Raw genomic sequence first — 26,542 nt, forward strand, 5'->3', positions numbered from 1 at the left:
GGCTGAGAGTCGACTTAATATCGACGACGAGATGACGCCCGCCCCAGCCCCAGGACCCCCACCCGCCCCAGCACAAGGCCCCGCCCCCGTGCTCGGCGGGCGGCGGTCGTCGCGGCGTACCCACCGCCGTGACATCGACGGGCTGCGTGGCCTGGCCATCGCCCTGGTGGTCGTCTTCCACGTGTTCGTGGGCCGGGTGTCCGCCGGGGTGGACGTGTTCCTGCTCATCGGCGGCATCTTCTTCTTCGCCCCGCAGATCCGCAACGCGCTGAACACCGCCGGGTTGACCCTGGTGCAGTCGGTGGTGCGCATCGTGCGCCGCCTCTACCCCGCACTGCTCACCGTGGTCTGCCTGGTGATGCTGCTCGCGTTGGCGGTCTACCCGGTGTCGCGGTGGACGCAGGCCGCGGGCGACGCGGCGTCCTCCCTGCTCTACGTTCAGAACCTGCACCTGGCCGCCGAAGGCAAGGAGTACTCGGCGATCAACCGGGACGTGAGCCTGTTCCAGCACATCTGGTCGATGTCCGTGCAGATGCAGATCTACCTCGGGTCCCTGCTGGTCATCGTGGTGCTCGCGGCGCTGTTCCGGCGTCACCCGCGCACCGGCAACCGGCTGCTGCACCGCGCGCTGTCGGTGGCCACGGTGGCCAGCTTCGCCTACGCGGTGTGGCTGGGCGTGCACGACCAGGCGCTGAACTACTACTCGCCGTTGTCGCGCTTCTGGGAGATCGGGCTGGGCGGCCTGTTCGGCATCTGGATGGTCGGCCGCAGCATCCCGTGGGTGTGGCGCTGGCTGCGCTGGCCGGCCGGGGTGGTGGGCCTGGTGCTCATCGTGGCCACCGGCCTGCTGCTCGACGGCGCCGCCCAGTTCCCCGGCCCCTGGACGCTCGTGCCGCTGACCGGGGCGATGCTCGTCATCGTGGCGGGCACGCCCGTCGCCGAGCCGGACGGCAACCGGGCGCGTGCGGCGGCGGAGGGACGCACCGTCGCGTCGGTGGGGGTCACCCGTCTGCTCGACGGACGGATCTTCCAGTTCCTGGGGCGCACCTCCTACGGTCTGTACCTGTGGCACTGGCCGCTGCTGGTGCTGGCGACCTACCTCTTCGCCGAGGCTGGCTCGGCCGGCACCTCCGGCACAGGGGAGACCGGCGGGACCGGTGAGTCGGCGTCGGACGGCCTGGCCGGCATCACCGCCACGTTGGGCACCGGGCGCGGCGTCGCCGTCGGTACCGGCGTGGTGGTCGTCTCGCTGCTGCTGGCGTGGGCCACCCACCGGTTCGTGGAGACCCCGCTGCGCCAGCACGGCAAACCGGAACGCTCCTGGATGCTGACCGACCGGCGCTACTGGGCGTCGCTGCTGCGCTCCCGCGGGAAGCTGGTCACGGTGACCGCCATCGTGCTGGCCAGTGCGGTCGTGCTCTCGTCGGAGCGCATCGTGCAGGACCGGGTCATCGGGCCCAGCCTCGCCGCGGAGGACGTGGGCTCCGGCGCCACCGACGGCACGTCCGACGACTACCCGGGGCCGCGCGCCTTTCTCGACGACGGCACCGGCGTCCCCGACGACGTGCCGGTGCGTCCCGCACCCGTATGGGACAAGTCCGTGATGCTGCCGGAGACCTCCCTCGACGGCTGCCTCGTGGGCATCGAGGGCGAGGACCTGGTGCTGACCAAGGAGAACAACACCTCCGACGAGCCCTGCGCCTACGGCGACGTGGACTCGACACGCACCATGTACCTCGCCGGCGGCTCGCACTCCGAGCACTACCTGCCCGCCCTCGACGCCATCGGGCGCGAGCGGGGCATCCGGATCCTGCCGCTGGTCAAGGTCGGCTGCGTGCTCGGCGCGCGGATCGAGCGGATGAACGGCGACGACTACGATGAGTGCTACGCCTGGCAGGACAAGGTCGAGGACCACATCCTCGACAACCCGCCCACCGACGGGGTGTTCATGACCTCCACCCGCCCCACCGCGCGGACCGGCGCCGGGCCCGACCAGGTGCCCGACGGGTACGTGGACACCGTGCGCCGGTTCAGCGACGCCGGCATCCACACCTGGGCGGTGCGCGACAACCCGTGGCGTCAGGTCGACGGGTCGCTGGGCAACTCCATGCTCTGCGTCGCCGACGGCGGCTCACCGGAGGACTGCGGCCCCTCTGCCGCCGAACTGCTGGAGACCAACCCCGCGCAGGACGCCTACCGCGGGCTCGACGTCACCCACCTCGACCTCACCGCCGCCTACTGCCACGACGGGGTGTGCCCCGCGGTCGTCGGCAACGTGCTGGTCTACCGAGACGGCAACCACTTCACGCCCACCTGGTCGGCGATGATGGCCCCCGAGATCGAACGGCAGATGTACGACCCCGCCCCGGCCGACGAGCAACGCCGCGTGGTGGCGGACGCCGTGCGCGCCAGCGGCGACGCGGCGTCCGGCGGTTCCGGCAGTTCGGGCGGTGCCACCGCGCCGGCGCTGGCGCCGAAGGACGTCTTCGTACTGCCGCGCCCGGAGACGGAGCCTGTGCCGGAGCCCGTGCCGGAGCCGGTGCCGGAGCCCGCGCAGGAATGGGTCGACCCCGGCTACGTGGATCCGGGATACGTGGACCCCGGTTGGGTCGATCCCGGCTACGTCGACCCGGGCTACGTGGATCCGGGCTACGCTCCGCCTTACTGAAGCATTACCTTGCCCGACACCCCCGTGTAACGCTCCGGGGCCCTGGCGTGTTCAGTATTCCGGGTCGGTGGGCGGTATGCTGTAGCGCGCCATGAACTCTTCCTCCTCGCAGCCAGGGACGTCCAGCGCGTCCACAGGGCGTCCCCGGGCCTCACACCGCCGGGACATCGACGGGCTCCGTGGACTGGCGATCGCACTGGTCGTCGTCTTCCACGTCTTCGTCGGACGGGTCTCGTCGGGCGTGGATGTGTTCCTCCTCGTCGGCGGCATCTTCTTCTTCGCCCCGCAGATCCGCAACGCGCTGAACCCCGCAGGCCTCACCGTCGTCCAGTCGTTCCTGCGCATCCTGCGCCGCCTGTACCCGGCCCTGATCACCGTCGTCGCCGCCACCCTGGTGCTCGCCGTGGTGGTCTACGCCGAGGTCCGGTGGGTCAACGCCGGCAACGACGCCTCCGCCTCGCTGCTCTACATCCAGAACTTCCACCTGGCCAGTGAAGGCCAGGAGTACACCGCCATCAACCGGGACGTGAGCCTCTACCAGCACATCTGGTCGATGTCGGTGCAGATGCAGATCTACCTCGGGTCGTTGCTGGTCATCGCCCTGCTGGCGACCCTGTTCCGCAAGAAGGCGAAACTCGGCACGAACCTGCTGCACCTGCTGCTGGTCATCGGCACCGCCGCCAGCTTCGGCTACGCCACCTGGCTGGGCCAGCACGACCAGGCCGTGAACTACTACTCGCCGTTCTCCCGCTTCTGGGAGATCGGGCTGGGTGGCCTGTTCGGTATCTGGCTGCTGGGTATCGCCATCCCGCGCTCACTGCGGTGGCTGCGCTGGCCGGCCGGCCTGGCGGGCCTGGCTCTGATCATCGCCACGGGCCTGTTCCTCGACGGTGCAGCCCAGTTCCCCGGCCCCTGGACTCTGCTGCCGCTCGCCGGCGCGATGCTGGTCATCTTCGCCGGCAACCCGGAATCCGATACGTCCGACGCGTCTGACCCGTCCGCCGCAGCGGGGGAGAAGCTGCCCGCGCCGTCCACCGGCGTGAGCCGTCTGCTCGACGGACGGATCTTCCAGTTCCTGGGGCGCACCTCTTACAGCCTGTACCTGTGGCACTGGCCGCTGCTGACCCTGGCGACGTTCTGGTTCTCCACCTCGACGGCCTCGCAGGCCGGCGGGCTGCGCGGCATCACCGCCACGCTCGGCCCGCTCAACGGTGCCCTCGTCGGCACCGGCGTGATCGCCCTGTCCCTGCTGCTGGCGTGGCTCACCCACCGCTTCGTGGAGACCCCGCTGCGTCAGAAGAAGAAGCCGCACCACTCGTGGGTGCTCTTCGACCGCGGCTACTGGCGGGCGTCGCTGCGCTCGCGCGGCAAGGTCGTCGCCACCCTGGTCATCGTCCTGGTCACCGGCGCGGTGTTCGCCTTCGGGCCCGTCGCCCAGGCACGCATCGACAACCGGGCCCGCGAGCTCGGCGTGCAGGACGTCGACCCCGCCGAGTACCCCGGTCCCAACGCCTTCCTGCAGGACGCCGACGTGCCGGACGGACTGCCCGTCCTGCCCGACCCGTCCGACGACGCACCGATGCTCGCCAACACCCTGAAGGACGGCTGCCTCGCCCACTTCGGCCACACCGACCTGGTGATGACCAAGTGGTTCAACGAGGAGGACGAGCCCTGCGCCTACGGTGACCTGGAGTCCGACCGCACGATGTACCTCGTCGGCGGTTCCCACTCCGAGCACTACCTGCCGGCGCTGGAGCGCATCGCCAAGCAGCGCAACTTCAAGATCGTCCCGATCCTGAAGCTCGGCTGCGTGATCGGCATGGACATCCCCAAGTGGGACGGCTCGGACTACCCCGAGTGCCGCGAGTGGCAGAAGAAGGCCGAGGACTTCATCTTCGAGAACCCGCCGTCCGAGGGCATCTTCATGACGGTGACACGTCCGACCACCATCGAGGGCGACGGGCCCGACCAGGTGCCGAACGAGTACGTGGAGATGGTGCGCAAGCTCTCCGACGCCGGCATCCACACCTGGGGCGTGCGCGACACCCCCTGGGTGCTGGACTCCCCCGGGGTGCAGGGCAACGCGCGGCTGTGCGTGGCCGAGGATCGCGGCGACGAGGACTGCGGTGTCGACGAGGAGGAGTCGCTGGCACCGGTGAACCCGGCGCTGGCCGCCTACCGTGGGCTCGACCTGACCAACATCGACGTCACCGACGCGGTGTGCCGCGACGGACGCTGCCCCGGCGTGGTCGGCAACGTACTGGTCTACCGCGACGCGCAGCACTTCACGAACCTCTTCGCCGCGATGCTCGCCCCGGAGATCTCCCGGCAGATGTACGACCCGGAGGCGCTGGAGGAGACCGAGCGTGAGCAGGAAGCGTCCCCCGGACCCGACTCGCCGGACGGTGAGGTGCAGAAGGACGTCTTCCGCCTGCCGAAGCCCGGCGAGGAGGACGGTGCCGACGGCGCCGACGGCGGCGACGGCGGCGCGTCCGACCCCGTGCCGGACCCCGCTCCCGACCAGGGCTGGGTCGACCCCGGCTACGTCGATCCGGGGTACGGGTACCAGGACCCCGGCTACGTGGATCCCGGCTACGGCTACCAGGATCCGGGCTACGTGGACCCGGGGTACGGCTACGCGCCCCAGTGGTGACCGCCTGACCCCGCGCCGCGTGCCCGATCCGTCCTTCCCGCGGCACGGAACCACCGGATCCGGCACGGCACGCGGGGTCGCCCGGTAGCGTGAGGGGAACGCGGGACGGCAGGGGGCTGTCCTACCCGGGGGAGGGGACCGCACATGGCGGGAAACGACAAGAAGTTCTGGACGACCACCGAGCTGATCGCGTCGGGCAGGACGCCCGACTCGCTGCGCGGGGAATGCGCGCGCGGCGCGATCCACCGCATCGTCCGCGGCCTGTACAGCACCGAGGAACCCACTGACCTGGTCGTGCTCGCCGCCCTGGCCTGGGCGCGCGAGGGCCTGGTCTACACCGGACGCACCGCGGCGTTCCTGCACTCCATGGTGCCCATGGCCTGGCCGGCGCAGGCGAGCGTGCCGCGCGGGAGAAGCCGGGACGGCGGGACGTTGCTGCAGCTCAGCACCGCGCGCCGCGGCGCCACCGAGTACCGCCGCGGCCTGCCCACCCTCAACGGGCTGGCCACCGCCGTCACCGCGCAGGGTGCCGACATCACCGAGAGCATGCGCGGCTCCCTGCTGATGCGCAACTACGGCGGGTTCCGTGGCAACCGGCGACTGGCGGAGGATCTTGCCGCCCTGGAGCCGTCGCGCAGGGCACGGGCGGTGGAGCTCGCCGGCGGCGTGATCACCGGCACCGCCAGCGAACTGGAGTACAAGGCCGTGTGCATCATCGTGAGCGCCCTCGACGGGGTGGACGTGACCGTGCAGGTCAACGCGCAGATCCGTGGCTACTACTTCGACATCGTCATCCCGGAGGCGCGGGTGTGCATCGAGATCGACAGTCGTCAGTACCATGCGGCCGGCTCCGCGCGACGCGAGGACTTCGTGGCCGACCGGTGGAAGGGCAATGCGGCGGTGCGGTGGGGCTGGACGCTGCTGCGCTACCCGGATGCCAGCGTCGATCACGCCGCCCGCGAGATCGGCGCGGAGGTGCTCGACACCGTGCTGTTCAACCTGGCCAACCGGCGCACCCGCAAGTTACGGGTCGAGGAGATCCCCACGGACCGCAGCGTGCACGACTGGCACAGACGGTAGGACGCCGCGGTTGCCGTAGCCTGGTGCAATCCCGTAGCTACCCCAGGAGCGTGCAATGAGGAGTGTGAGATGAGCCAGGAAGAGATGGTGTGCCCGTTGGCGGGCACCGTCATCGAGATGTCGGAGGTCCCCGACCCGGTGTTCGCCCGCGAGGCGATGGGGGTCGGCTTCGGCATCACCGACACCCCGGGCGGCGAGGTCTGCTCCCCGGTCACCGGGGAGGTGGTGATGGTGGCCAAGACCGGCCACGCGGTGGGGATCGCGACCGACTCCGGCCTGCAGTACCTGGTCCACCTGGGTCTGGACACCGTGGAGCTGGAGGGCCGCCCCTTCACCGTCGACGTCGCCAAGGGTGACACGGTGACCGCGGGTCAGAAGATCGCCACCATGGACGTCGCGGCGATCACCGAGGCCGGCAAGTCCACCACGACCGTGGTGGTGGTGACGAACTCGAAGAAGATGGTCGACCACCTCGACGTGACCGTCGGCGAGGCGGAGCGCGGCGACGTGGTGGCGCAGGTGTTCCTCGCCGGCGCGGCCGCCACGCAGGACGCACCGGCCGCCGCGCCGGCGGCGGAAGCGCCGGAAGCGCCGGAAGCCTCGGGGCGTCCTGCGGGTCTGGACGGTTTCGACCTCACCGCGTGGGAGATCCTGGACAACATCGGCGGCGCGGAGAACGTCCGCAGCGTCACGCACTGCATCACGCGGGTGCGCTTCTACCTGAAGGACGCCGACCTCGCCGACGACACCGCCGTCGCGGACCTCGACGGGGTCATCGACGTGGTGCGCGCCGGCGGGCAGTACCAGGTCGTCATCGGTGCCGACGTGGAGGACGTCTACGACGCCGTCGAGCGGCGGCTCGAGGCGTCCGGCGCGGGAGGCGCGGGCGGCGGAGACACAGGCGCCGGTGCGTCCGACGCGGAGCCGCGCGAACGCCCCACCACCGCGGTGGGGTGGGTGAAGTACGGGTTCTCCGAGCTGATCGGCGTGATCACCGGGTCGATGATCCCGGTGATCGGGCTGCTCGCGGCGTCCGGCATCATCAAGGGCGTCCTGTCGCTGCTGCTGAACTTCGACCTGATCGCCGAGGACTCGAACACCTACCAGATCATCAACGCGATGAGCGACGCGGTGTTCTTCTTCCTGCCGATCTTCGTCGGGTTCACCGCCGCACGCAGGCTGGGGGCGGACCCGATCATCGTCTCGATCATCGGCGGCGTGCTCTGCTACCCGAGCCTGGTGGACATGTCCGAGACCGAGGGCGACAGCGCGCTGCTGGGTATGTCGCTGAACTCCGACTTCTTCGGCATCCCCTTCCACGTGGCGAGCTACTCGTACTCGATCTTCCCGATGATCGTCGCCGCCTGGCTGGCCTCCGTGCTCGAGCCGTGGCTGAAGCGGGTGATCCCGAACATGGTGCGCATGATCTTCGTGCCGTTGTTCGAGGTCGTCATCGTGTCCCTGGCGATCCTGCTGATCCTGGGGCCGGTGGTCATGTTCGTGTCCACGGGCATCGCGAACCTGATCCAGGGGCTCTACGACCTCTCGCCCACGGTGTCCGGCACGGTCATCGGTGCGCTGTACCAGTCGCTGGTGATCTTCGGGCTGCACTGGGCGGTGATCCCGCTGGTGGCGCAGGACATCGCGGCGAACGGGAACTCCTACCTCAACGCCATCATCTCCGTGACGATGGTCGCACAGGGTGGCGCGGTGCTCGCGGTGTTCCTGCGCACCCGGATCGAGAAGATCAAGACCCTGTCCGGCCCGGCGGCGATCTCCGCGTTCTGCGGCATCACCGAGCCGGCGATGTACGGGGTGAACCTGAAGTACGGGCGCGTGTTCATCATGGCGTCCGTCGGTGGTGCGGTCGGCGGGCTGCTGACCGGCCTGTTCAACGTGAACATGTGGGGCTTCACCGGGTCGCTGATCGGCTTCACCTCCTTCGTCAACCCCGACGACGGGGTGGACGCCAGCTTCTGGGGCTACCTCGTCGCCTCCGCCGTGGCGCTCGCCGTGGCGTTCACCCTGACCTGGTTCTTCGGGTTCAAGGACTCCGACGTGGACAAGGGACGCGAGGTCGAGAAGGTCCGGCTGGGGAGCCGGGAGCCGAAGTAGGACGGCGCGGGGCGCGGCGGCGCGGCGGGCTCAGCCCTCCACGACCCCGTCGCCGTCGCTGGCGTCCATGAGGTCCTGCACGGTGGCGAACTCGTCCAGGCCGAAGCGCTCCAGCATGCCGGTGGAGCCGTCGGTCGGCCACACCTCGGTGCCGGCGACGGGCAGGAATCCGAGGGAGTCTCCGTCGGGCAGGCAGAAGATCACGGTGTCCATCGCGGTGAGGTTCAGCAGCGCGTCACCGAGCAGGTCGTGGGGGAACAGGGTCACGAGGATGACGTCGGACGGGCCCTCGGCGCCGTCGTTCCCGTCGGCACCTGCGGCGTCCTCGCCTGAGTCGTCCTCACCGGTGTCGCCGGCGACGAGCGCGGGCAGGGTGCTGCGGATCTCCGGGGTGGAACGGATCCCCTCGAGGTAGGCCTGCGCGAGGTTCTGCCGGTGCAGGCGCTGGTTGGTGTCCTCGTCCTGCAGGGAGCGCACGAACATGCCCGGCCCGCTGGGAGGCCCGCCGTGGGACCCGCCGTGCGGCATGGCCTCGGGGCTGGTCTCCTGGTCCACGGCCCACTCGGCGTAGCTGCGCATCGCCGGCTTCTCCTCGCCGGAGAGGAACTGCAGGTCACGGTTGGCGGCGTACTTCGCCTCGGAGAGTTTCTGCGCGCTGCCGGTCATCGGCGCGTTGATGCCGTAGTAGGTCCACTGCGGCGCGGCGGTGGGGTCGTGGCGGAACACGACCTGCGCCACGGAGTTCGACACGGGGGTGGGCTCACTCATCGTGGTCACCTCCGGCGGGCTCGGCGAGCTGCAGCACGGCGACCATGAAGTCGCTCGCGTCGGTTCCCTCTGTGCCGTCGGTGAACGGCTGCAGCTCCCACGAGGAGAACCGCTGGACGAGACGCAGGCCGGCGGCCGTGACGTCCTGCGCGAACTCCTCGACGGAGCGCCCGCGCGACAGGCCGAAGCCGACGACGAGGCGTCCTGCCGGGGCCAGGCGGGACGCCAGGACGCCGAGCGCCTGGCGGTGCGCGGCGTCGGGGATGAACGCCAGGACGTTGCCGGCGGAGACGATGATGTCGAACGGGCCGGACGGCACCTCCGCGTCGGACGCCAGGTCGCCGACCGCCCACTCCACGCCGGAGCCGGCGTAGCGCCCGCGCGCGTACTCGACGAGCTGCGGGTCGATGTCGACGGCGGCGACGAGGTGGCCGCGGGCGGCCAGGACGGCGGCGACGCGTCCGGTGCCGGAGCCGGCGTCGAGGACGCGGGCGTGGCGCGGTGCCATCGCGTCGACCAGCCGGGCCTCACCGTCGATGTCCTTGCCCTCGTGCTCGAAGCCCTCCCACCGGGCGATGTAGCGCTGCGAGTGGGCGGGGTCCGCCCCGGTGACGGACGCCCAGGTGGTGGTCGCGTTACCCGCGGGGCCGGTCCCGGACTGGGGCTCAGGCGAGGGTTCTGACGGTACTGGCGGTACTGACATGGGCTGGATCGGACTCATGCCCACCAGTATGCCAGTCGACCGGTGTGGTGGGGCCGCACGCGGTGGCCGGGTGGTTCTTTGAGGGTTCTTCACACAACTCCAAAAGAACTCTGCAAGAGCTTCTCGGCATCCAGCAGGCCGCAAACGGACTAACGGTGCAGTTCAGACAGTTCTTCGGGGGTACTTTCGCGGGTTGTTTCTAGCGCACCGCGGCGAGGATCTCCTCGGCGGCGGGCAGGCAGACGTCCCGGTCGGCGGTGACCAGGCCGATGCGGGACCGGCGGTCGATGAGGTCCTCCACCGTCATCGCACCCTCGTGGGTCACGTGCCAGGCGAACTCGGCGCGCACGGTGTCGATGCCCGGGGCCACCGGCTCCAGCGGTCGCTCCACCGGGCAGGTGCGCAGCACGGCCGGGGCCTCGTGGCCGAAGCGTTCCACCATCGAGGCGGGCAGCCCGGCGAGGTCGCTGGAACGCACATACTGCACGCCGGGGGAGCCGGGCGCGCCGACCAGGGGGGTGGTGGCGGTCACGCACGGCCCCGGAGTGGACCCGGACTCGCGCAGCATACCGGCGACGAGGTCCATGGTCTGCTCCGCCATCAGCCGGTACTCGGTGAGCTTGCCGCCGGTCACGGTGACCAGGTTGGCGTCGCCCCCCTCGCCGGTGAGAATCACGTGGTCGCGCGAGAGGTCCGCGGTGGACGAGTCGGCAGAGTCCCCAGAATCACTGTTGAACTGCACCAGCGGCCGCAGCCCGGCGAACGCACCGAGCACGTCGTCGGTGGTGAGGTCCACGGCGAGGGCCTGGTTGACCACGTCGAGGATCCAGCGCACGTCGGAGTCCGGCACCTCGGGCACGTCCGGGATGGTCTTCGTGCCCAGGTCCTCGTCGGTGATGCCCACGTAGCAGCGGCCGAGCTGCTCGGGCAGGATGAAGCAGAACCGGCTGCTGTGGCCGGGCACGGGCACGGTCAGCGCGCCGGTGGGGTTGCCGACGGCGGCGGCGTCGATGACCAGGTGCGTCCCGCGGGAGGGACGCACGGTGACCTGCGGGTCCAGGTGCCCGGCCCACACGCCGGTGGCGTTGACGACGGCCCCGGCGGTCACGCCGAACGTCGGGGCGTCCGGCGAGAGTTCGTCGCGCAGGACGACCCGGTCGCCGTGGGCCTCCACGGCGCGGCAGTGGGTCACCACACGTGCCCCGTAGCCGGCGGCGGTGCGGACCAGGGCGGTGACCAGGCGGGCGTCGTCGACGAGTTGACCGTCGTGGTTGACGTAGCCGAAGCGCAGGTCGGACGTGTCGACGGCGGGGCACAGTTCGGCGACGGTACGGGCGCTGACGGTGCGTGAGGCCGGCAGGGTGGACGCCGGGGTACCTGCGGCGACACGCAGTGCGTCGCCGGCGAGGAACCCGACGCGCGGGGTGGTCTTCTGCCCGCGGGTGTAGCGGTCCTGCACGGGCACGACCTGGGTCACGGCGTGGGTGAGGTGCGGGGCGGTGGTGCCCATGAGGATGCCGCGTTCCACGGCGGAGCGCCGGGCGATGCCCACGTTGCCGGTGGCGAGGTAGCGCAGACCGCCGTGGGCGAGTTTCGAGGACCAGCGCGAGGTGCCGAAGGCGATGTCGTGGGCGTCGACGAGCAGGACGTCCAGTCCGCGGGTCGCCGCGTCCAACGCCACCCCGGCGCCGGTGACGCCGGCACCGATGACGACGAGGTCCACATGGGTGTGTCTGTCGCGCAGGCCGGTGACCTCACCGGTGCGGCGGGCGGCGTCGAGTCGGGTGGCGTCCGGCCGGAAGGTTGTCATGACCTGCAGTCTATCGGTGTGCGGGATTCCGCGTCGGGGAGTCGGCGGACCGGGTATCTTGTGTGGTCATGGACACGTTGCCGATCCCGCCGATGAAGTTCAACCTCTGGGGCACCGTCGACGAGGCGAAGCCCCTGGGCTCCTCGACGCGCTCCATGCTCGGCACCCTCATGGGCGTGCGGGAGGACGCCGGGGCGACCGCCGCGCGCGAGGTCGACCTCGACGCCGTCACGCTCAGCCCGGTACGGCTGCAGGACGCCGACCTGCAGGCCTTCGCCGACGTCGTGGGCGCCGCCCACGTCTCCACCGACGACGCCCAGCGCGCGCCGCGCGCCCGCGGCAAGTCCTCCCTGGACCTGCTGGAATGGCGCGCCGGGGCGTCCCACGTGGTCTCCGCGCCGGACGCGGTGCTCGCACCCGGCACGGAGGACGAGGTGCTGGCCGTCATGCGGTTCTGCTCGCGCGAGGGGATCGCCGTGGTGCCCTTCGGCGGCGGCACGTCCGTCGTCGGCGGGCTGACCCCGGGCGACACCGACGGCTCGCGCAGCTTCCGCGCCGTGGTCAGCCTCGACCTGGTGCGCTTCGATCGCCTGTCCGAGGTGGACGCCGAGTCCGGCCTGGCCACCCTGGGGGCGGGGCTGACCGGCCCGGCCGCCGAACTGCTGCTCGCCGAGCACGGACTGCAGATCGGCCACTACCCGCAGTCCTTCCCCTACGCCACGATCGGCGGCTACGCGGTGACCCGCTCGTCCGGGCAGAACTCCGCCGGGTACGGACGCTTCGACGACATGGTCCGCGAACTCACTCTGGTCACCCCGGTCGGTGTGATGACCGTGGGCCACGCGTCCCCGGCCTCGGCCGCCGGGCCCGACCTGCGCGAACTGGTGATGGGCTCGGAGGGGGTCTTCGGCGTGGTCACCCGCGTGCGGCTGCGCGTGCACCCGGTGCCGCAGGTCAAACGCTACGAGGCCTTCACCTTCCCCGACTTCGCCACCGGTGTGGCCGCGTTGCGGGCCGTGAAGCAGACCGGCACCGGGCCCACGGTGATCCGGCTGTCCGACGAGATCGAGTCCTCGGTCAACCTGTCCTCCGGCGACAAGGCCGGCGAGTCCAGCTCCCCGCCCGGGTGCATGTGCATCACCATGTACGAGGGTACCGAGGAGCACACCGCCTCCCGGCACGCCGAGACCCGCGACCTGCTGCTCTCCAAGGGGGCCACGAGCGTGGGGGAGGAGCCCGCACGGCACTGGGAGCAGGGCCGGTTCAACGCCCCGGTGCTGCGCGACTCCCTGCTGGACGCCGGCGCACTCTGCGAGACCCTGGAGACCTGCACCGACTGGTCCAACGTCTCCCGGCTGAAGAAGGCCGTGGGCGAGGCGCTGGCGGGCACTTTGAACGGCTCCGGCACCATGGCGCTGATCATGTGCCACGTCTCCCACGTCTACGCCGAGGGCTGTTCGTTGTACTTCACCGTGGTCGCCGCGCAGAAGGGTGACCCGGTGGCACAGTGGCGCACCGCCAAGACCGCGGTGACCCGAGCGCTGACCGAGAACGGCGGCACCGTCACCCACCACCATGCCGTGGGTGCCGACCACCGCCCCTTCATGGCCGCCGAGATCGGCGAGCTGGGGGTCGCCGTGCTGCGCGCGGTGAAGGACCGTCTCGACCCCGACGGCGTGATGAACCCCGGCACGCTGATCGGGGGCGACGATGAGTGAGCGCCGGCACGCCTACGAGGTCGGCCACGTCGACCTGCGGCGCATCGCCCTGCTGACCAACCCCCACGCCGGCAAGGGTGGGGCGGGGGCGGCCGCCGACATCGCCCGCGACCGCTTCGCCGACCACGGCATCGACGTGGTCAGCATCCAGGGGGCTTCTCCCGAGGGCGCCCGCGAACTCGCCGGACGCATGGTCGCCGAGGAGGGGATCGACGCACTCGTCGTCTGCGGCGGCGACGGGCTGATCAACCTTGCCCTGCAGGAACAGGCCGGAACGTCCACCCCGTTGGGCATCATCCCCGCAGGTACGGGCAACGACCACGCCCGCGAGTACGGCATCCCCACCCACCCGCGCCGGGCGGCAGACGTCATCGCCCGTGGTTTCTGCACCACCACCGACCTGGGACGCATGCGTGACGACGCCGGCGACGAGCACTGGTTCGGCACCATCGCCTGCGCCGGCTTCGACTCCCTGGTCTCCGACCGCACCAACCGGATCCGGTGGCCGCGCGGGCAGATGCGCTACAACGTGGCCATCGTCGCGGAGTTCCTCAACTTCCACTCCATCCCGACCCGGCTGGTTCTGGACCCCGGTACCGACGAGGAGAGGGTCGTCGAGGAGAACATGACGCTGGTGGCGATGGGCAACACACGCAGCTACGGCGGCGGCATGGTCATCTGCCCGGACGCCGACCACCACGACGGCATCCTCGACGTCACTGTGCTCGAGCGCATGGGACGGGCGAAGGCGGCGACGAAGTTCATGAAGATCTTCGACGGCAGCTTCGTGGAGGAACGTGGGGTGAACACCTACCGGGCGCGCCGGGTGCGCATCGAGATGACCGACCGTGGCGGACAGCACATCAACGGCTACGCCGACGGTGACCGCTTCGCCCCGCTGCCGATGGAGGTCGAGGTCGTCCCCGGGGCCGGGCGCTACCTGGTGCCCCGGCCGTAGGTTCGGGTGTGTGCCCCGCTCAGTGCCTGGCTCAGTGTTTGGCTCAGTGCTCGGCGGGGATTCCGGCGGCAAGCTTCGCAGCCTCGATGCCGTTGGTACGGACCGGTGACGCAGCAGCGGAGGATATAGAGGACACAGCCTCCTCTGTCGCGTCCATCGCGTCCGAACCCTTCTTCCCGCTCGAGCCGGTCAGCTGGCGGATCACCTTCGCCGCGACCACGGGATGGTTGATCTGGGCGCGGGTCACGGGGCCGTTGAGCATGCTCGGGAGCTTCATAACGGATGAGTCTATGCGGTCGGAGGTACTACGCTCTGGCGTATGAGCGATAAAGAACAGACATCAGAACGCCGTCTCGCCGTGGTAACCGGAGCGTCCGCCGGCATCGGGGAGGCCACCGCGGTGGCCCTGGCCACGGACGGGTGGGACGTCGTCCTCGCCGCGCGGCGTCCGGAGAGGCTGGAGCAGGTCGCCGCTCGCATCGCCGCGGACGCCCCGGAGGTGTCCACCCACGTGGCGACCGTGGACGTCACCGACCGGGTGAGCGTGGACGCCCTGGCGTCCGCCGTGCACGACCTTGGCGGGGCGGACCTGCTGGTCAACAACGCCGGCGGCGCCCGTGGTCTCGACACGGTGCTCGACGGGGACGTCGATGACTGGCGGTGGATGTACGAGGCGAACGTGATCGGCACACTGCAGGTCACCCAGGCGTTGTTCCCCGAGCTGCAGCGCACCGCCGCGCCGCAGGTGATCAACATCGTCTCCATCGCCGGACGCAACGCCTACCGCGGCGGGGCCGGCTACAACGCCGCGAAGTTCGGCGAGACCGCGCTGAGCGACGTGATGCGCATGGAGTTCGCCGAGAAGGGGGTGCGCGTCTGCCAGGTCGACCCGGGACGCGTGGCGACGGACTTCAGCCTCAACCGGTTCAAGGGCGACGCCGACCGCGCGCAGCAGGTCTACGAGGACGTGCTGAACCTCACCGCGCAGGACGTCGCCGAGACCGTGCGGTGGGTGGCGGGGCGTCCGGCGCACATGGACGTGGACACCGTCATGATCCGTCCGACCGACCAGGCCTGAGTCTGACGGGGAGTTTTATTCACTGTCGATGAAATTCCCACTACCCCCGATCTTCTCCCCCCGCTACCCTCACTTCGGGGCTCCTCCGGGTGCTCTCGCCGGTGCCCCCGGGGCCGGTTACCGCGGTACGCATGGTGCTGATGGTGCTGGTGGGGTTGATTTTCCGCCGCGCGTGGAGATTGCATGTAGTTCGGGGGTGGGCAGGGGCGGCGCCGTCCGGCATCCTTGGTAGTGCGGGCGGGAAGTTGTCGACCGGAGGCCGGCCGGGAGGGTCGGGCCCTACATGCAGTATCGCCAGCGGGCCCCTATATAGAGGAGAAGTGCATGACGGAACAAGTGGACGCGAGCGGTGCCGGTGCACTGCTCGGGGAGTCCGTGCTACAGCGCCTGCGCGAGGAGATCATCACCGGCGCACTGCCGCCGGGAACCGCCCTGAGCGTGCCCGGCATCGCGGCGCGCTACGGGGTCTCGCGCAGTCCCGTGCGCGAGGCCGTCCAGCAACTCACGGTGGAGGGCGTGGCGGAGTACCGGCCACGTGCCGGCGCGCGTGTGGCGGAGATGGACGCGGCCACGCTCGGACAGGTCTTCGAGTTGCACCAGATTCTCGACGCGCAGGCCTCTGAACAGGCGACACGCAATGCAACGAGCGCGCAGATCGCGGCTTTGCGGGCACTCGTGGAGGTCCAGGAATCCAACCTCGGGGCGCCGCCGGACCCGGTACGTGATCTACGGGTGAACCTGGAGTTCCACACCCGCCTCCGGGAGGCCTCGGGGAACCGTCCCCTGTGCGACGTCCTCGAGAGGTTGGACGTCCAGAGTTTCCTGTATCCGACCACCGCGTGGAGCGACCCGTGGAACGTCTCGATGGCGGTGCGGGAGCACCGCGCGATCGTCGACGCCCTGGAGATCGGTGACGCCCGCGGTGCCGCATCCGCGGCGGCCTCCCACGCCGGTGCGGTATTCATCCGGATTATACGCACCTGAGGCGCACATCACCCCTCGTCGTTATACTCGGAGGGGTATTCCTTATGGACAATGTTTTATGATGCTGGCCAGCGGCAATAGGATGAGAACACCATGAATGCCAGACTTACACTCGAATCCCTTCGCTACGCCGACGCGGTAGCGGACGCAGGGTCGTTCAGCTCTGCCGCGCGTCGTTTCGGAGTCACTCAGCCGGCCTTGTCCATCAGCATCGCCAAGCTCGAGGAACACCTCGGCGGACGTATCTTCCTGCGTAACCCGCGGGGCACGTCGCCGACGGCCTTCGGCGCGGCGCTGCTGCCGCGGATCAAGCAGATCATCGCGGACATCACCCGCATGGAGGTTGAGGCGGAGTCCTTCACCTCCAGCAGGTCGGGCACCGTGCGGGTCGGGATCTCCCCGAAGATCGACAAGGAGATCGTCGCACAGCTCAAGGACGCCATCCACGGGCCGCACGCCCTGGCCGTGGGTCACGACGCGATGCTGCTCGAGGCCGAGCTCGACCCGCTGGAGGAGTTCCTGCAGGCCGGCAGCCTGGACATGATCATCGTGCCCGCGCTGGGTTCGCTGCCGGGCTACAGCCACCGGTTGATCGATTCGGACTACCTCGTCCTGGTCGAGGAGCCCAATGAGGGAGACGGCGACGAGATCACCGTGGACGAACTCGCCGAGCGCGAGCTGATCCTGTGCCGTCACGGTTGCGGCATCACCCGCATGGTCTCGGACATGTTCGCCGAGGCCGGCCGTGAGCTGAAGCGTGCCGAGATGGAGGTCACCCACTGCACCGCCCTGCCGGGGTGGGCGAACAAGGGCATGGGCTCCGTCGTGCTGCCGGAGCGCCACGTGCGCGAGGGCATGTCCTCACGCCGCATCGTGCGCGAGGACGGCACCCAGGTCGAGATGTTCTACGAGCTGGTCTGGGACCCGGGTTCCGCCAGCGCGGTGTCCCTGGAGTCGTTGGCGAAGTACCTCACGACGGTGTCGTCGTGGTCGCATAACGGCAAGTGATCACCCCATAAGCGCAACGGCTTCACCAGGGGAAATGCGCCAAACCTATAGTCGGAATACCGACACCGTGTGACGGCCCCGGTTGACGACCGGAGATGAGTCCGCCACCGACGCTTCAGGAGGTTTGGACCATTGACTGCCGTTGTCCCGTCCGAGGAGACGCACGCCCCGCACGCCCGGCCTGACCGTGGAGAACCACACGGCGGCCGGTCGAAGAAGGGTGGTCACGCATGGAGCATGCTGACCACGACCGACCACAAACAGCTCGGCATCATGTACCTCGTGATGGCGTTCATCTTCTTCGGGATCGGCGGCCTCATGGCGCTGCTGATCCGCGTGGAGCTGTTCCACCCGGGCCTGCAGTTCCTGTCGAACGAGCAGTTCAACCAGCTGTTCACGATGCACGGCACCATCATGCTGCTGCTGTTCGGCAGTCCGCTGGTCTTCGGCTTCGGCAACTACATCATGCCGCTGCAGATCGGCGCCCCCGACGTCTCCTTCCCGCGACTCAACGCACTCGGCTTCTGGCTGACCACCTTCGGCGGCATCATCATGCTGTCCGGCTTCCTGACCCCCGGCGGTGCCGCGGACTTCGGCTGGACGATGTACATGCCGCTGGCCGACGCGGTGAACTCGCCCGGCGTCGGCTCGCACCTGTGGGTCGTCGGTGTCGGTGTCGGTGGTGTGGGCACGATCGCCTCGGCGATCAACATGATCACCACCATCCTGTGCCTGCGCGCACCGGGCATGACGATGTTCCGTATGCCGGTGTTCACCTGGAACATCCTGGTCATGTCCCTGCTCGTGCTGCTGATCTTCCCGCTGCTGACCGCCGCCGCGCTGGGCGTGCTGTACGACCGCATCCTGGGTGGCCACATCTACGACTCCGCCAACGGCGGCGCGATCCTGTGGCAGCACCTGTTCTGGTTCTTCGGCCACCCCGAGGTCTACGTCCTGGCCCTGCCGTTCTTCGGCATCGTCTCGGAGATCTTCCCGGTGTTCTCCCGTAAGCCGATGTTCGGCTACGTCGGACTGGTATTCGCCACCCTGTCGATCGCCGCACTGTCGCTGGCCGTGTGGGCGCACCACATGTTCGTCACCGGTGCTGTGCTGTTGCCGTTCTTCAGCTTCATGACCTTCCTGATCGCCGTGCCGACCGGCATGAAGTTCTTCAACTGGCTGGGCACGATGTGGAAGGGCCGGATCTCCTTCGAGACCCCGATGATCTTCGCCATCGGTTTCTTCGCCACCTTCCTGTTCGGTGGTCTGACCGGTGTGATGCTGGCGTCGCCGGCGCTGGACTTCCAGCTCTCCGACTCCTACTTCGTGGTCGCGCACTTCCACTACACCCTGTTCGGCACCCTGGTGTTCGCCTCGTACGCCGGCATCTACTTCTGGTTCCCGAAGATCACCGGCCGCATGCTCGACGAGCGTCTGGGCAAGATCCACTTCTGGTTGACCTTCGTGGGCTTCCACATGACGTTCCTGGTGCAGCACTGGCTGGGCAGCATGGGCATGCCGCGTCGGTACGCCGACTACCTGGACCAGGACGGTTTCACCCTGCTGAACCAGATCTCCACCATCGGTGCGCTGCTGCTCGGTATCTCGGTCCTGCCGTTCGTGTGGAACGTGTTCAAGTCCTGGCGCTACGGTGAGATCGTCACCGTCGACGATCCGTGGGGCTACGGCAACTCCCTGGAGTGGGCGACCTCCTGCCCGCCGCCGCGCCACAACTTCACCTCGATGCCGAAGATCCGTTCGGAGCGTCCGGCCTTCGAGCTGCACTACCCGCACATGGTGAAGACGGCCCGCGAGGAGGCGCACGTGGGACGCCACTTCTAGTCGGCTCCTGCTGACAGTCTGAAAGCCTGACCGTCACCGGCGGCGCCGGTGGTCAACTGACCACCGGCGCCGCTGCTTTGCGTGTGGGGAGGGTTAGTCCAGGTATCCCAACTCGCGGAGGAGATCCAGGACTTCTTCTTGTTCTTCGGGGGTCAAGGCGGCGAACTGTTCGTTGAACTGTTTGACGATCTCAATGAGGTACAGGGGCGGAAGCGGTGAGCCGTCGAGTTCTGAGAGAAGGTCCTCGATCCAGTCGGGATACGTGGTCTGGTCGGGGTCCTCCGGGGTGGTGCCGGATCCGCTGCTGCCCAGGGAACCCAGCGAGCTGAGTGACCCGAGGCTTCCGGTGGTGTCGCCGGAACCGGGGAGATCGGCGGCGACGGCGTTGGGGGCGAAGACGAGTGCGGGGGTGATGACGGCTGCGGTGAGGCTGATCTTGACGCGGTGAGAGAGGCTCATGGGGAGTCACTTTCATGTGGAAAACAAGAGTTCCCTGAGAGTATCGCTGCATAAGTTGGCGGCATACCCACTAGTTCCGGTGCCACCATTTTTAGGGGCAGGGCGGTGTCGGGCGTGGAGCGGCGCGGACGCAGCAACCCCGCAGGTTGGTCGAACCAACCTGCGGGGTTGCTCTGTGCCGGGCCCTGGCCCGGGCAGGATCTGTCAGATCAGGGGATCAGGTCGACGATCGTGCCGACGAGGCCGGCGTCGATCAGTCGCAGCACGAGGTCCAGGGCGCCCGGGGTGTTGGCGATGAACGCGAATACGGCGATGATGTCGGTGATGCTCACCCCGGCATCCTGCAGGGCGGTGAAAATGGTGATGATGTCACCGACGCTCACGCCCGCGTCCAGCAGGGCGGTGACGACGGTGACCACGGTGCCGATCTGACCGCCGGAGATGCTGCCCAGATCACCCAGATCGCCCAGGCTTCCGGTGACGTCGGTGGGCAGTGAGGAGGTGGGGGTGGTGTCCTGCGTGTCGGCCACGGCGGTGGGCGCGAACACGAGGGCGGGGGTGACGACGACGGCGGCGAGACCCGCCTTGATGCGGCGGGAGACGGGAGGGAGGGTCATGGCCCCTACTTTCATGCGGTGAAGTGGATGGGTTCACAGACTAGCAGTGTCGCCGAACCGTCGTCCACGGTAAACCCGCAGCGCACAGTTGTACGCCTAGCGCCTCGAGGCGGACAGTCCCGTCCCCACCACCCCGGCGCACACCAGGGCGCAGGCCGCGACGACGACCAGCGAGACCGCGTAGTCCTGTCCGCCGGTCACCGCGGCGAGCACCGTGGGCAGCAGGAACCCCGGGTAGGCCACCGAGTGGTAGATGCCGGTCATCGCGGCCAGCTCGTCCGGCCGGGCCAACGCCTGGGCCAGCAGCAGCCCGGCCACCAGGCAGATGCCGAAGGCCGCGCCCAGCACCACCGCGGTGACGAAGGCCAACGGCAGACTGCCCGTCGCCGCCGTCACAGCGGCCAGCGCCATGCCCAGGAAGATCAGCAGCAGTCCGGTCGGCAGGGCACGGCCGCGGGTCACCCGGTTGAGCCAGCCGACGGCGGGCTGGACAGCCGAGCCGGTACCCAGGGTGAGCACCGTCAGCACGGTGGCGAAGATGGTGGTGTTGTCGCCGAGACGGTGCTCGAAGACGGTCGGCAGCACCGCGTAGGCCACGCCCGCCGCGGCGAAGACCCACGGTGCGGCGGGTACGATGATGCGCAGGAACGGACGCCGGGCGTCCGGCGACAGGCGCAGGTCGGCCCACCAGGGACGCGACGGGGCGTCCTGCCCGGATGTGTCGGACGCGTCGGACGCGGCACGCGCCCGCACCGTCTCCGGGCAGCGCAGCGTGGGCACCAGGGCGACCAGGCAGAGCAGCAGGTGCAGCACGTACGGTGTCTCCGCAGGCCATGGCCCCCACTGCGCCAGGCAGCCGGTCACCCCGGCACCGATGGCGAAGCCCAGGGTGATCGTCAACGAGGAGCGTTGCGCGCCGGCGGTGATCTTCGCCTCCGGGTCGTACTCACGGCCGGAGAGCTCCTTGATCCAGCTGGAGCCCACGGACATGCCCACGCCCACGCCGACGCCGGCGAACAGGCGTCCGATGCACAGGACGGTGAAGGACGTCATCCCGCAGGCCAGGATCACGCTGCCGAGGGCGGCGGCGGCCAGACCGACGAGCATCACGCGGCGTCGGCCGTGGCGGTCCGACAATGCCGCGGCGACGAGCAGGCCCGGGATCAGGCCGAACACGTACATGCCCAGCAGCAGGTTGACCTGCCAGGCGACGTAACCGCCGAGGCTCTCGTAGAGGTGCAGCAGCGGGGTGAAGTGGTTGCCGCCCCATGCGAGGAGGAAGACGGCGGGAACGGGCAGCGTCCAGAAGCGGTTCGGGCTCACCGTGCCACCTCGTAACGGCCGTGCATCCCGGTGAGGTGCGCCTGGATGAGGTCCTCGAAGGCGCTCACGTCGCCGCGGGAGACCGCGTCGGTCAGGGCGGTGTGCTCGTCGATGACGGCGTCGAGGTTGCCGGCCATCGAGCGCACGGCCAGGAAGGTCAGCCGTGCGAGACGCGGGGCCAGCAGCCCGGAGATCTCGGTGACCACGCGGTTGTCGTCGAAGTGGATGATGTGCGAGTGGAAGGCGAAGTCCAGGTCGGCGAAACGTTCGGGGTCGTCGGTGCTGCCGCGCTGCTCGGCGACGGTGTCGGCGAGCAGGCCGGCCAGGCGGGTGCGGGCGGCGGGGTCGTCGGCGGTGCGTCGGACGATGTCGGTCTCGAGCATGGAGCGCACCGTGAGCAGCTCACGGCGTTCGCGTTCGGTGGGCACGGTCACGGTGGCGCCCTTCTTCGGGGCGATGCGCACCAGGCCCCAGGCCTGCAGGCGCAGCATGGACTCGCGCACGGGGGTGCGACTCACACCGCAGCGGGTGGCGACGTCAACCTCGGTGAGGGTGGTCCCGGCCTCGAGGGTTCCTTCGACGATCTGGCACGCGAGGTCGTCGGCGACGCGGCCGGCGATCGAACGTTCTGGTGTCGCCGGTATCCACGCCGGCGGGTTCTCGCGTCTGTAATGCATGCATCAAAGAATACATCGCACCGTTATGAGGCATCGGCCAGGGTCTCGCTGGCGGTGCGGGGCACGAAAAGGGGAGGACACCGCATGTGCGGTGACCTCCCTGCGGGGTAGGACGTGCCGGGTGACTACTCGGCGGCGTCGGCGTCTCCTGCGTCGCTGTCGCTGTCGCCGGCGTCGCCGCCGAGGGAGCCGGTGACCGATCCGATCACGTCGCCGACGGTGGCGTCACCGTCGTTGACCACGGAGATGATGTCGAGGATGGTCTGCAGCGACACGTCGCCGCCGAGCACGTCGCTCAGGATCGAGGCGACGGCCTTCCAGTCGGCGTCGGCCAGCGAGGATGCGGCGTCCGAGGAGCTGATGTCGCCGGGCAGCGAGCCCTCGGAGGAGCCCTCGCCCTCGCCGCTGTCGTCGGAGAGTGCCGGGGCGGAGGAGTCGGCAGTGGGGGTCTCGGTCTCGTCGGCGACGGCGGCCGGGGCGGCGAGAACGAGGGCGGGGGCCAGAGCGACGGCGGCGATGCCGGTGCGCGACAGGCGGGTGAAACGACGGGTGGAGATGCTCATGGTGGATCCTTCCGTGTGAGGGGTGGCTTATGTCTGCGAAGTGTAGGGCACGCTACCGACCGGTGTCCAGAGGTTCTTTCTCTCCCTTATCTAATTCCCCGGGCTACTTCCCCGGAAGGACGCCTCGGCGGTCGCGGGCAGAACATCAGAGGTCGGGTACCACGGGCGGTCGTCGCGGGCGAGGACGACGGCGCCGTCGATGTCGCCGTAGGCGGCGATCACACGGCGTGCGGGATCCCCGAAACCGTGGGGGAGACGCCCGTCGTGACGTCCTGCCAGGTCGTCGCCGGCGGCGGCCACGTCCGTGACGCCGCGGCCGATCTCGGCGACGCCGAGCAGCGTCGGGGCGTCCTGCGCGTCCTGCGGGGCGGGTGGGACAGGTCGGTCGGCGTGCTCGATGAGTTCGAAGACGGAGTTCTCCGGGCCGGCGAAGTAGACCGAATGGCTGGCCCAGTTCCCGCCGCGCTCGACGACGGTGGTGCCGTCGTCGTCGAGTTCGAGCAGGGGCCGCCCGGTGTCGGCCACGATGGAGGACGCAGCGTCCCCGATGGTGCCGGTGGGGATCGCGAAGGCGAGGTGGTGGCCCCGTTCCGCGGGGTCGGACGCACCGGCGGCGAAGCGCAGTGCCGTCCAGCCGAGCTGGACGGTGTCGCCGGTGTCGCCGGTGTCGCCGGTACGCGCGGCGCCGAGGCGGCGGAGGGTGGTTTCGAACCAGGAGGTCCACCGCGCTGGCTCGTGGACCGGGAGGGTGATCTCGTGGAACTTCATGGGCCCGAGTGTAGGGGCGCGTGCATCACCCGTGCCGTGACTGATGGTCATGGCTGTGAACTGCAGTGACGCATGATGTTGGCGTTCCCTGGCAATTCCCCCGGGGGTATCGCTATTTCCCGAGGGCTCCTTGTAGCGTCGCCGTCGGACAGGAGGATTCCCCGAATGAAGAAGCTGCAGAAGCCGAAGAACATGAAGAAGAGCCTCACCGCCCTCGCCCTCAGCGCCGGCGTGGTGACGTCTCTGACCGTGGCCGTGGCGCCGAACGCCGCCGCCGACCCGGAGAGCTGCACGCCCTACGGTGACACCGCCGCGCTGTCGTGCTCTGTGCACTCGGAGTCGATGGACCGCGACTTCAACGTGGTCGTACGCCCCTCCCACACCGAGGGTAACCCGAAGGTCGCCCAGTTCATCGACGGTGCGGACTCCACCGACACCAACGGCTGGGTCACCGCCGGCGGGGCACTGGAGGCCCTGGACGGCGAGGACGCCACGCTGGTCTTCCCCGCCATGGACCCGTGGAGCTGGGTGCAGGACTGGGACGGCGTGCCCGCCGCCCAGTTCGAGACCTTCATGAGCCAGGAACTGCCCGACTACCTGGAGTCCGAGTTCGGCGTGCCGAACGGTGGACGCGGCACCACCGGTGTGACGGGGCTGAGTTCCGGGGCGTACGGGGCGATGAACCTGGCCGCGAAGCACCCGGACATGTACTCCTCGGTGTACGCGCTCAGCGGGCTCTACGACCCGGGCATGCCCGTGCAGCGCGCCGTGATCGACGGCACCTCCACGCTGAACAGCGGCAACGAGGAGGCCCCGTGGGCCAATGAACAGGTGCGCGCGGAGAACAACCCCACGCTGAACATCGACGCGTTGACCATGCCGGTCATCGTGAGTGCGTCGACCGGCATCACGAACTTCGCCGGCGACCTGGGCCCCGACCCCGTGGCCACGGTGGTGCGCGGCGGGCCGTTCGAGGCAGGCTCGATGGTGATGACCGCGGAGTTCCAGGCGCGCGCCGCCCTGGCCGGACGCGACAACATCGAGTTCCACTACGACATCATCGGTGCCCACGCCTGGGACACCTGGCGTCGGGCGTCCTTCGAGCAGGGCAACACGTACACCTTCATGGACCGGATCTGACTCGAATCTGACTCTTCCGGTCGCGCCGGTGTCGCGGCGTTCGTAGGATCCCAGGGGTAACTCTCCTCCTCTCCTCTTCTTCCCCAGGATCCTCACTGTGCCTCTCACCATGAAGACATCCCGCAGGACGTCCCTCTCCGCCCTGGTCGTGTCGATCGCCGTGTTCGTCACCCTCGCGCCGCCGGTTGCGGCGGACCCCGCCGCCGATGCGTCGGACGCCGCGGCGGCCGCGCCGCGCATCTCGCCGGACGGGTGCACGCGCATCGCGGCGTCCGACGCCCTGCGCTGCACCGCCCACTCCGAGGCCATGGACAGGGACATCCCTGTGCTGGTCAGGCCGTCTCTGAGGGCGGGGAGCAGGGAGGTCGCCACGTTCCTCGACGGGGCGAACAACAGCGGTTCCAACGGCTGGCTGAGCACCATCAAGGTGCACCGCGAACTCGCCGACGACGACGCCACCCTGGTCTTCCCCGTGATGGACCCGTGGACCTGGACGCAGGACTTCGACGACGTGGACGCCGTGCGCTACGAGACCTTCGTCGCCGAGGAACTGCCCGACTACCTGGAAGGCACCTTCGGCGTGCCGGACGGTGGACGCGGCAGCACCGGTGTGGCCGGGCTGAGCTCCGGGGCGTACGGGGCGATGAACCTGGCGTCGAAGTACCCGGGGCAGTACAACGCGGTGTGGGCGATGAGCGGGCTCTACGACCCCGGCATGCCCGCGCAGAAGGCGGTAGTGGACATCTCCGCGCGCGGACGCTCCGAACACCAGGCCGTGCCGTGGGCGTCGGGTGACAGCGTGAAGGACAACAATCCCACGCTGCGCCTGGAGAACCTGACGATGCCGGTGATGGTCAACGCCGCCAGCGGGGTGCCGAACCTGGGCAACCTGGGGCCCGACCCGTTGGCGGTGGTCTTCGAGGGTGGTCCGTTCGAGTTCGGGTCGATGGTGTTCACCCGCGAACTGGAGCTGCGCACCAGATTGCGCGGCATGGACAACGTGCACTACCGCTACGACCTCCTCGGCGCGCACGACTGGGACACGTGGATCCGCGCGGCGCTGGACGATGACGGTGCGCGCCGCTTCATGGACGCGGTGCTGGGGGAGGACGGTTCCGGGGACGGCTCGGCCGCCGGGAGCGCCGGCGGCTCGAGCGGGCCGGGGGCGTCGTCGTAGGAAGGGGCGGTCGTGAGGGTCATGTCCGCCTCGACGCGGGTGCGGAGCTGAGGCCGCGGGGCGGCTGTGTTCCGAACTCGACTGTCACTCTATGTCGTGACGCCGTCGGTGATGGTTATCGCAGTGTCACTGCAGTGCCGGAGGCGCAGACCATCATCATGCCGCCCTGGCCGAGGTTCTCGTAGTCCAGGTCGACGCCGATGATGGCGTGGGCGCCCAGCTCGGAGGCGCGCTGGACCATCTCGCCGATTGCGGTTTCCCGGGCCCGAGTCACCTCGCCCTCGTAGCTCTTGCTCCGGCCGCCGACGAGGTTGCGGAAGCCGGCGCCGATGTCCTTGAACATGTTGATGCCGGCGATGGTCTCTCCGGAGACGACGCGGAGGTACTCGGCGACCTCGCGGCCTTCGATGCTGTTGGTCGTGGTGACGATCAT

Annotated in this window: 23 protein-coding genes; 12 read left to right on the forward strand and 11 right to left on the reverse strand. The window is 69.4% G+C overall.

Annotation, left to right across the window (positions count from 1 at the left end):
* Positions 1-31: 31 nt before the first annotated feature.
* From ACT3S3_RS11795 to ACT3S3_RS11810, 4 genes are all read left to right on the forward strand, one after another.
* Positions 32-2,668 (forward strand): acyltransferase family protein, encoded by a 2,637-nt coding sequence (locus ACT3S3_RS11795; protein ID WP_444615011.1) that lies wholly within the window; start codon positions 32-34, stop codon positions 2,666-2,668.
* Between the two features lie 91 nt (positions 2,669-2,759).
* Positions 2,760-5,321: an acyltransferase family protein gene (locus ACT3S3_RS11800; RefSeq protein ID WP_301442611.1), complete on the forward strand. Its 2,562-nt coding sequence runs from the start codon at positions 2,760-2,762 to the stop codon at positions 5,319-5,321.
* Positions 5,322-5,465: 144 nt separating this feature from the next.
* On the forward strand, positions 5,466-6,401 hold the full coding sequence (locus ACT3S3_RS11805; RefSeq protein ID WP_301442610.1) for a hypothetical protein: 936 nt from the start codon (positions 5,466-5,468) through the stop codon (positions 6,399-6,401).
* 69 nt (positions 6,402-6,470) lie between these two features.
* Positions 6,471-8,516 (forward strand): glucose PTS transporter subunit IIA, encoded by a 2,046-nt coding sequence (locus ACT3S3_RS11810; protein WP_301442609.1) that lies wholly within the window; start codon positions 6,471-6,473, stop codon positions 8,514-8,516.
* Between the two features lie 30 nt (positions 8,517-8,546).
* Here the strand turns inward: ACT3S3_RS11810 and ACT3S3_RS11815 are convergent, their stop codons facing one another.
* The 3 genes from ACT3S3_RS11815 to ACT3S3_RS11825 form a co-directional block, all read right to left on the reverse strand.
* A complete protein-coding gene (locus tag ACT3S3_RS11815) occupies positions 8,547-9,284 on the reverse strand; it encodes a hypothetical protein (RefSeq protein ID WP_301442608.1) in 738 nt (245 codons plus the stop codon).
* The gene (locus ACT3S3_RS11820) at positions 9,277-10,005 is read right to left on the reverse strand and encodes a class I SAM-dependent methyltransferase (RefSeq protein ID WP_441578981.1); all 729 of its coding nucleotides are present in this window, start codon (positions 10,003-10,005) and stop codon (positions 9,277-9,279) included. The genes ACT3S3_RS11815 and ACT3S3_RS11820 overlap by 8 nt, the downstream gene beginning before the upstream one ends.
* A 181-nt stretch (positions 10,006-10,186) precedes the next feature.
* On the reverse strand, positions 10,187-11,797 hold the full coding sequence (locus ACT3S3_RS11825; protein WP_301442606.1) for a glycerol-3-phosphate dehydrogenase/oxidase: 1,611 nt from the start codon (positions 11,795-11,797) through the stop codon (positions 10,187-10,189).
* Between the two features lie 92 nt (positions 11,798-11,889).
* Between ACT3S3_RS11825 and ACT3S3_RS11830 the strand changes: the two genes are divergently transcribed.
* Positions 11,890-13,515, forward strand: coding sequence for an FAD-binding oxidoreductase (locus ACT3S3_RS11830; RefSeq protein WP_301442613.1), 1,626 nt, complete (start codon positions 11,890-11,892; stop codon positions 13,513-13,515).
* A complete protein-coding gene (locus tag ACT3S3_RS11835; protein ID WP_301442605.1) occupies positions 13,508-14,473 on the forward strand; it encodes a diacylglycerol kinase in 966 nt (321 codons plus the stop codon). Before ACT3S3_RS11830 ends, ACT3S3_RS11835 begins: the two co-directional genes overlap by 8 nt.
* Positions 14,474-14,516: 43 nt before the next feature.
* Here ACT3S3_RS11835 and ACT3S3_RS11840 read toward each other — a convergent pair whose 3' ends face one another.
* On the reverse strand, positions 14,517-14,750 hold the full coding sequence (locus tag ACT3S3_RS11840) for a hypothetical protein (protein ID WP_301442604.1): 234 nt from the start codon (positions 14,748-14,750) through the stop codon (positions 14,517-14,519).
* A 42-nt stretch (positions 14,751-14,792) separates the two neighbouring features.
* Between ACT3S3_RS11840 and ACT3S3_RS11845 the strand changes: the two genes are divergently transcribed.
* From ACT3S3_RS11845 to ctaD, 4 genes are all read left to right on the forward strand, one after another.
* A complete protein-coding gene (locus ACT3S3_RS11845; RefSeq protein WP_441579826.1) occupies positions 14,793-15,551 on the forward strand; it encodes an SDR family oxidoreductase in 759 nt (252 codons plus the stop codon).
* A 324-nt stretch (positions 15,552-15,875) separates the two neighbouring features.
* Positions 15,876-16,535: a GntR family transcriptional regulator gene (locus tag ACT3S3_RS11850; RefSeq protein ID WP_301444110.1), complete on the forward strand. Its 660-nt coding sequence runs from the start codon at positions 15,876-15,878 to the stop codon at positions 16,533-16,535.
* A gap of 93 nt (positions 16,536-16,628) precedes the next feature.
* Positions 16,629-17,543, forward strand: a complete 915-nt coding sequence (locus ACT3S3_RS11855) for a LysR family transcriptional regulator (protein WP_441588349.1) — start codon at positions 16,629-16,631, stop codon at positions 17,541-17,543.
* Between the two features lie 132 nt (positions 17,544-17,675).
* Positions 17,676-19,385 (forward strand): aa3-type cytochrome oxidase subunit I, encoded by a 1,710-nt coding sequence (gene ctaD, locus ACT3S3_RS11860; RefSeq protein WP_444626825.1) that lies wholly within the window; start codon positions 17,676-17,678, stop codon positions 19,383-19,385.
* Positions 19,386-19,478: 93 nt separating this feature from the next.
* On the opposite strand, the gene ACT3S3_RS11865 is transcribed toward ctaD, so the two are convergent.
* The 6 genes from ACT3S3_RS11865 to ACT3S3_RS11890 all read right to left on the reverse strand — a co-directional run bounded on the left by ACT3S3_RS11865 (position 19,479) and on the right by ACT3S3_RS11890 (position 23,792).
* Positions 19,479-19,844 (reverse strand): hypothetical protein, encoded by a 366-nt coding sequence (locus ACT3S3_RS11865; protein WP_444615008.1) that lies wholly within the window; start codon positions 19,842-19,844, stop codon positions 19,479-19,481.
* Positions 19,845-20,053: 209 nt separating this feature from the next.
* A complete protein-coding gene (locus ACT3S3_RS11870; RefSeq protein ID WP_441579853.1) occupies positions 20,054-20,461 on the reverse strand; it encodes a hypothetical protein in 408 nt (135 codons plus the stop codon).
* A 96-nt stretch (positions 20,462-20,557) separates the two neighbouring features.
* On the reverse strand, positions 20,558-21,784 hold the full coding sequence (locus tag ACT3S3_RS11875) for an MFS transporter (RefSeq protein WP_441579854.1): 1,227 nt from the start codon (positions 21,782-21,784) through the stop codon (positions 20,558-20,560).
* Entirely contained in the window at positions 21,781-22,461 is a 681-nt protein-coding gene (locus tag ACT3S3_RS11880) for a GntR family transcriptional regulator (protein WP_301444197.1), read from the reverse strand. The genes ACT3S3_RS11875 and ACT3S3_RS11880 overlap by 4 nt, the downstream gene beginning before the upstream one ends.
* A 125-nt stretch (positions 22,462-22,586) precedes the next feature.
* A complete protein-coding gene (locus ACT3S3_RS11885) occupies positions 22,587-23,024 on the reverse strand; it encodes a hypothetical protein (protein ID WP_441579855.1) in 438 nt (145 codons plus the stop codon).
* Positions 23,025-23,114: 90 nt separating this feature from the next.
* A complete protein-coding gene (locus tag ACT3S3_RS11890) occupies positions 23,115-23,792 on the reverse strand; it encodes a hypothetical protein (RefSeq protein ID WP_444626827.1) in 678 nt (225 codons plus the stop codon).
* Positions 23,793-23,957: 165 nt separating this feature from the next.
* On the opposite strand from ACT3S3_RS11890, the gene ACT3S3_RS11895 reads away from it, so the two are divergent.
* Both ACT3S3_RS11895 and ACT3S3_RS11900 read left to right on the forward strand, forming a co-directional pair.
* Positions 23,958-24,932, forward strand: a complete 975-nt coding sequence (locus ACT3S3_RS11895; protein WP_301444043.1) for an alpha/beta hydrolase — start codon at positions 23,958-23,960, stop codon at positions 24,930-24,932.
* A gap of 109 nt (positions 24,933-25,041) precedes the next feature.
* Positions 25,042-26,109 (forward strand): alpha/beta hydrolase, encoded by a 1,068-nt coding sequence (locus ACT3S3_RS11900; protein WP_444626829.1) that lies wholly within the window; start codon positions 25,042-25,044, stop codon positions 26,107-26,109.
* Positions 26,110-26,224: 115 nt separating this feature from the next.
* Here ACT3S3_RS11900 and ACT3S3_RS11905 read toward each other — a convergent pair.
* On the reverse strand, positions 26,225-26,542 hold a 318-nt coding region (locus ACT3S3_RS11905), incomplete at its 5' end, for a YbjQ family protein (protein WP_441579857.1).

Source organism: Corynebacterium sp. AOP40-4SA-5, from assembly GCF_052377355.1.
Classification (GTDB): Bacteria; Actinomycetota; Actinomycetes; order Mycobacteriales; family Mycobacteriaceae; genus Corynebacterium.

What these genes read in the sequence shown, in the direction of transcription:
- ACT3S3_RS11815 (WP_301442608.1), bottom strand. Translation starts at nt 9,284, where the DNA reads ATGAGTGAGCCCACCCCCGTGTCGAACTCCGTGGCGCAGGTCGTGTTC.
- ACT3S3_RS11805 (WP_301442610.1), top strand. Translation starts at nt 5,466, where the DNA reads ATGGCGGGAAACGACAAGAAGTTCTGGACGACCACCGAGCTGATCGCG.
- ACT3S3_RS11820 (WP_441578981.1), bottom strand. Translation starts at nt 10,005, where the DNA reads ATGAGTCCGATCCAGCCCATGTCAGTACCGCCAGTACCGTCAGAACCC.
- ACT3S3_RS11830 (WP_301442613.1), top strand. Translation starts at nt 11,890, where the DNA reads ATGAAGTTCAACCTCTGGGGCACCGTCGACGAGGCGAAGCCCCTGGGC.
- ACT3S3_RS11885 (WP_441579855.1), bottom strand. Translation starts at nt 23,024, where the DNA reads ATGAGCATCTCCACCCGTCGTTTCACCCGCCTGTCGCGCACCGGCATC.
- ACT3S3_RS11825 (WP_301442606.1), bottom strand. Translation starts at nt 11,797, where the DNA reads ATGACAACCTTCCGGCCGGACGCCACCCGACTCGACGCCGCCCGCCGC.
- ACT3S3_RS11845 (WP_441579826.1), top strand. Translation starts at nt 14,793, where the DNA reads ATGAGCGATAAAGAACAGACATCAGAACGCCGTCTCGCCGTGGTAACC.
- ACT3S3_RS11900 (WP_444626829.1), top strand. Translation starts at nt 25,042, where the DNA reads ATGAAGACATCCCGCAGGACGTCCCTCTCCGCCCTGGTCGTGTCGATC.
- ACT3S3_RS11870 (WP_441579853.1), bottom strand. Translation starts at nt 20,461, where the DNA reads ATGACCCTCCCTCCCGTCTCCCGCCGCATCAAGGCGGGTCTCGCCGCC.
- ACT3S3_RS11895 (WP_301444043.1), top strand. Translation starts at nt 23,958, where the DNA reads ATGAAGAAGCTGCAGAAGCCGAAGAACATGAAGAAGAGCCTCACCGCC.
- ACT3S3_RS11880 (WP_301444197.1), bottom strand. Translation starts at nt 22,461, where the DNA reads ATGCATTACAGACGCGAGAACCCGCCGGCGTGGATACCGGCGACACCA.
- ACT3S3_RS11835 (WP_301442605.1), top strand. Translation starts at nt 13,508, where the DNA reads ATGAGTGAGCGCCGGCACGCCTACGAGGTCGGCCACGTCGACCTGCGG.
- ACT3S3_RS11855 (WP_441588349.1), top strand. Translation starts at nt 16,629, where the DNA reads ATGAATGCCAGACTTACACTCGAATCCCTTCGCTACGCCGACGCGGTA.
- ACT3S3_RS11850 (WP_301444110.1), top strand. Translation starts at nt 15,876, where the DNA reads ATGACGGAACAAGTGGACGCGAGCGGTGCCGGTGCACTGCTCGGGGAG.
- ACT3S3_RS11890 (WP_444626827.1), bottom strand. Translation starts at nt 23,792, where the DNA reads ATGAAGTTCCACGAGATCACCCTCCCGGTCCACGAGCCAGCGCGGTGG.
- ACT3S3_RS11840 (WP_301442604.1), bottom strand. Translation starts at nt 14,750, where the DNA reads ATGAAGCTCCCGAGCATGCTCAACGGCCCCGTGACCCGCGCCCAGATC.
- ACT3S3_RS11865 (WP_444615008.1), bottom strand. Translation starts at nt 19,844, where the DNA reads ATGAGCCTCTCTCACCGCGTCAAGATCAGCCTCACCGCAGCCGTCATC.
- ACT3S3_RS11800 (WP_301442611.1), top strand. Translation starts at nt 2,760, where the DNA reads ATGAACTCTTCCTCCTCGCAGCCAGGGACGTCCAGCGCGTCCACAGGG.
- ACT3S3_RS11810 (WP_301442609.1), top strand. Translation starts at nt 6,471, where the DNA reads ATGAGCCAGGAAGAGATGGTGTGCCCGTTGGCGGGCACCGTCATCGAG.
- ACT3S3_RS11795 (WP_444615011.1), top strand. Translation starts at nt 32, where the DNA reads ATGACGCCCGCCCCAGCCCCAGGACCCCCACCCGCCCCAGCACAAGGC.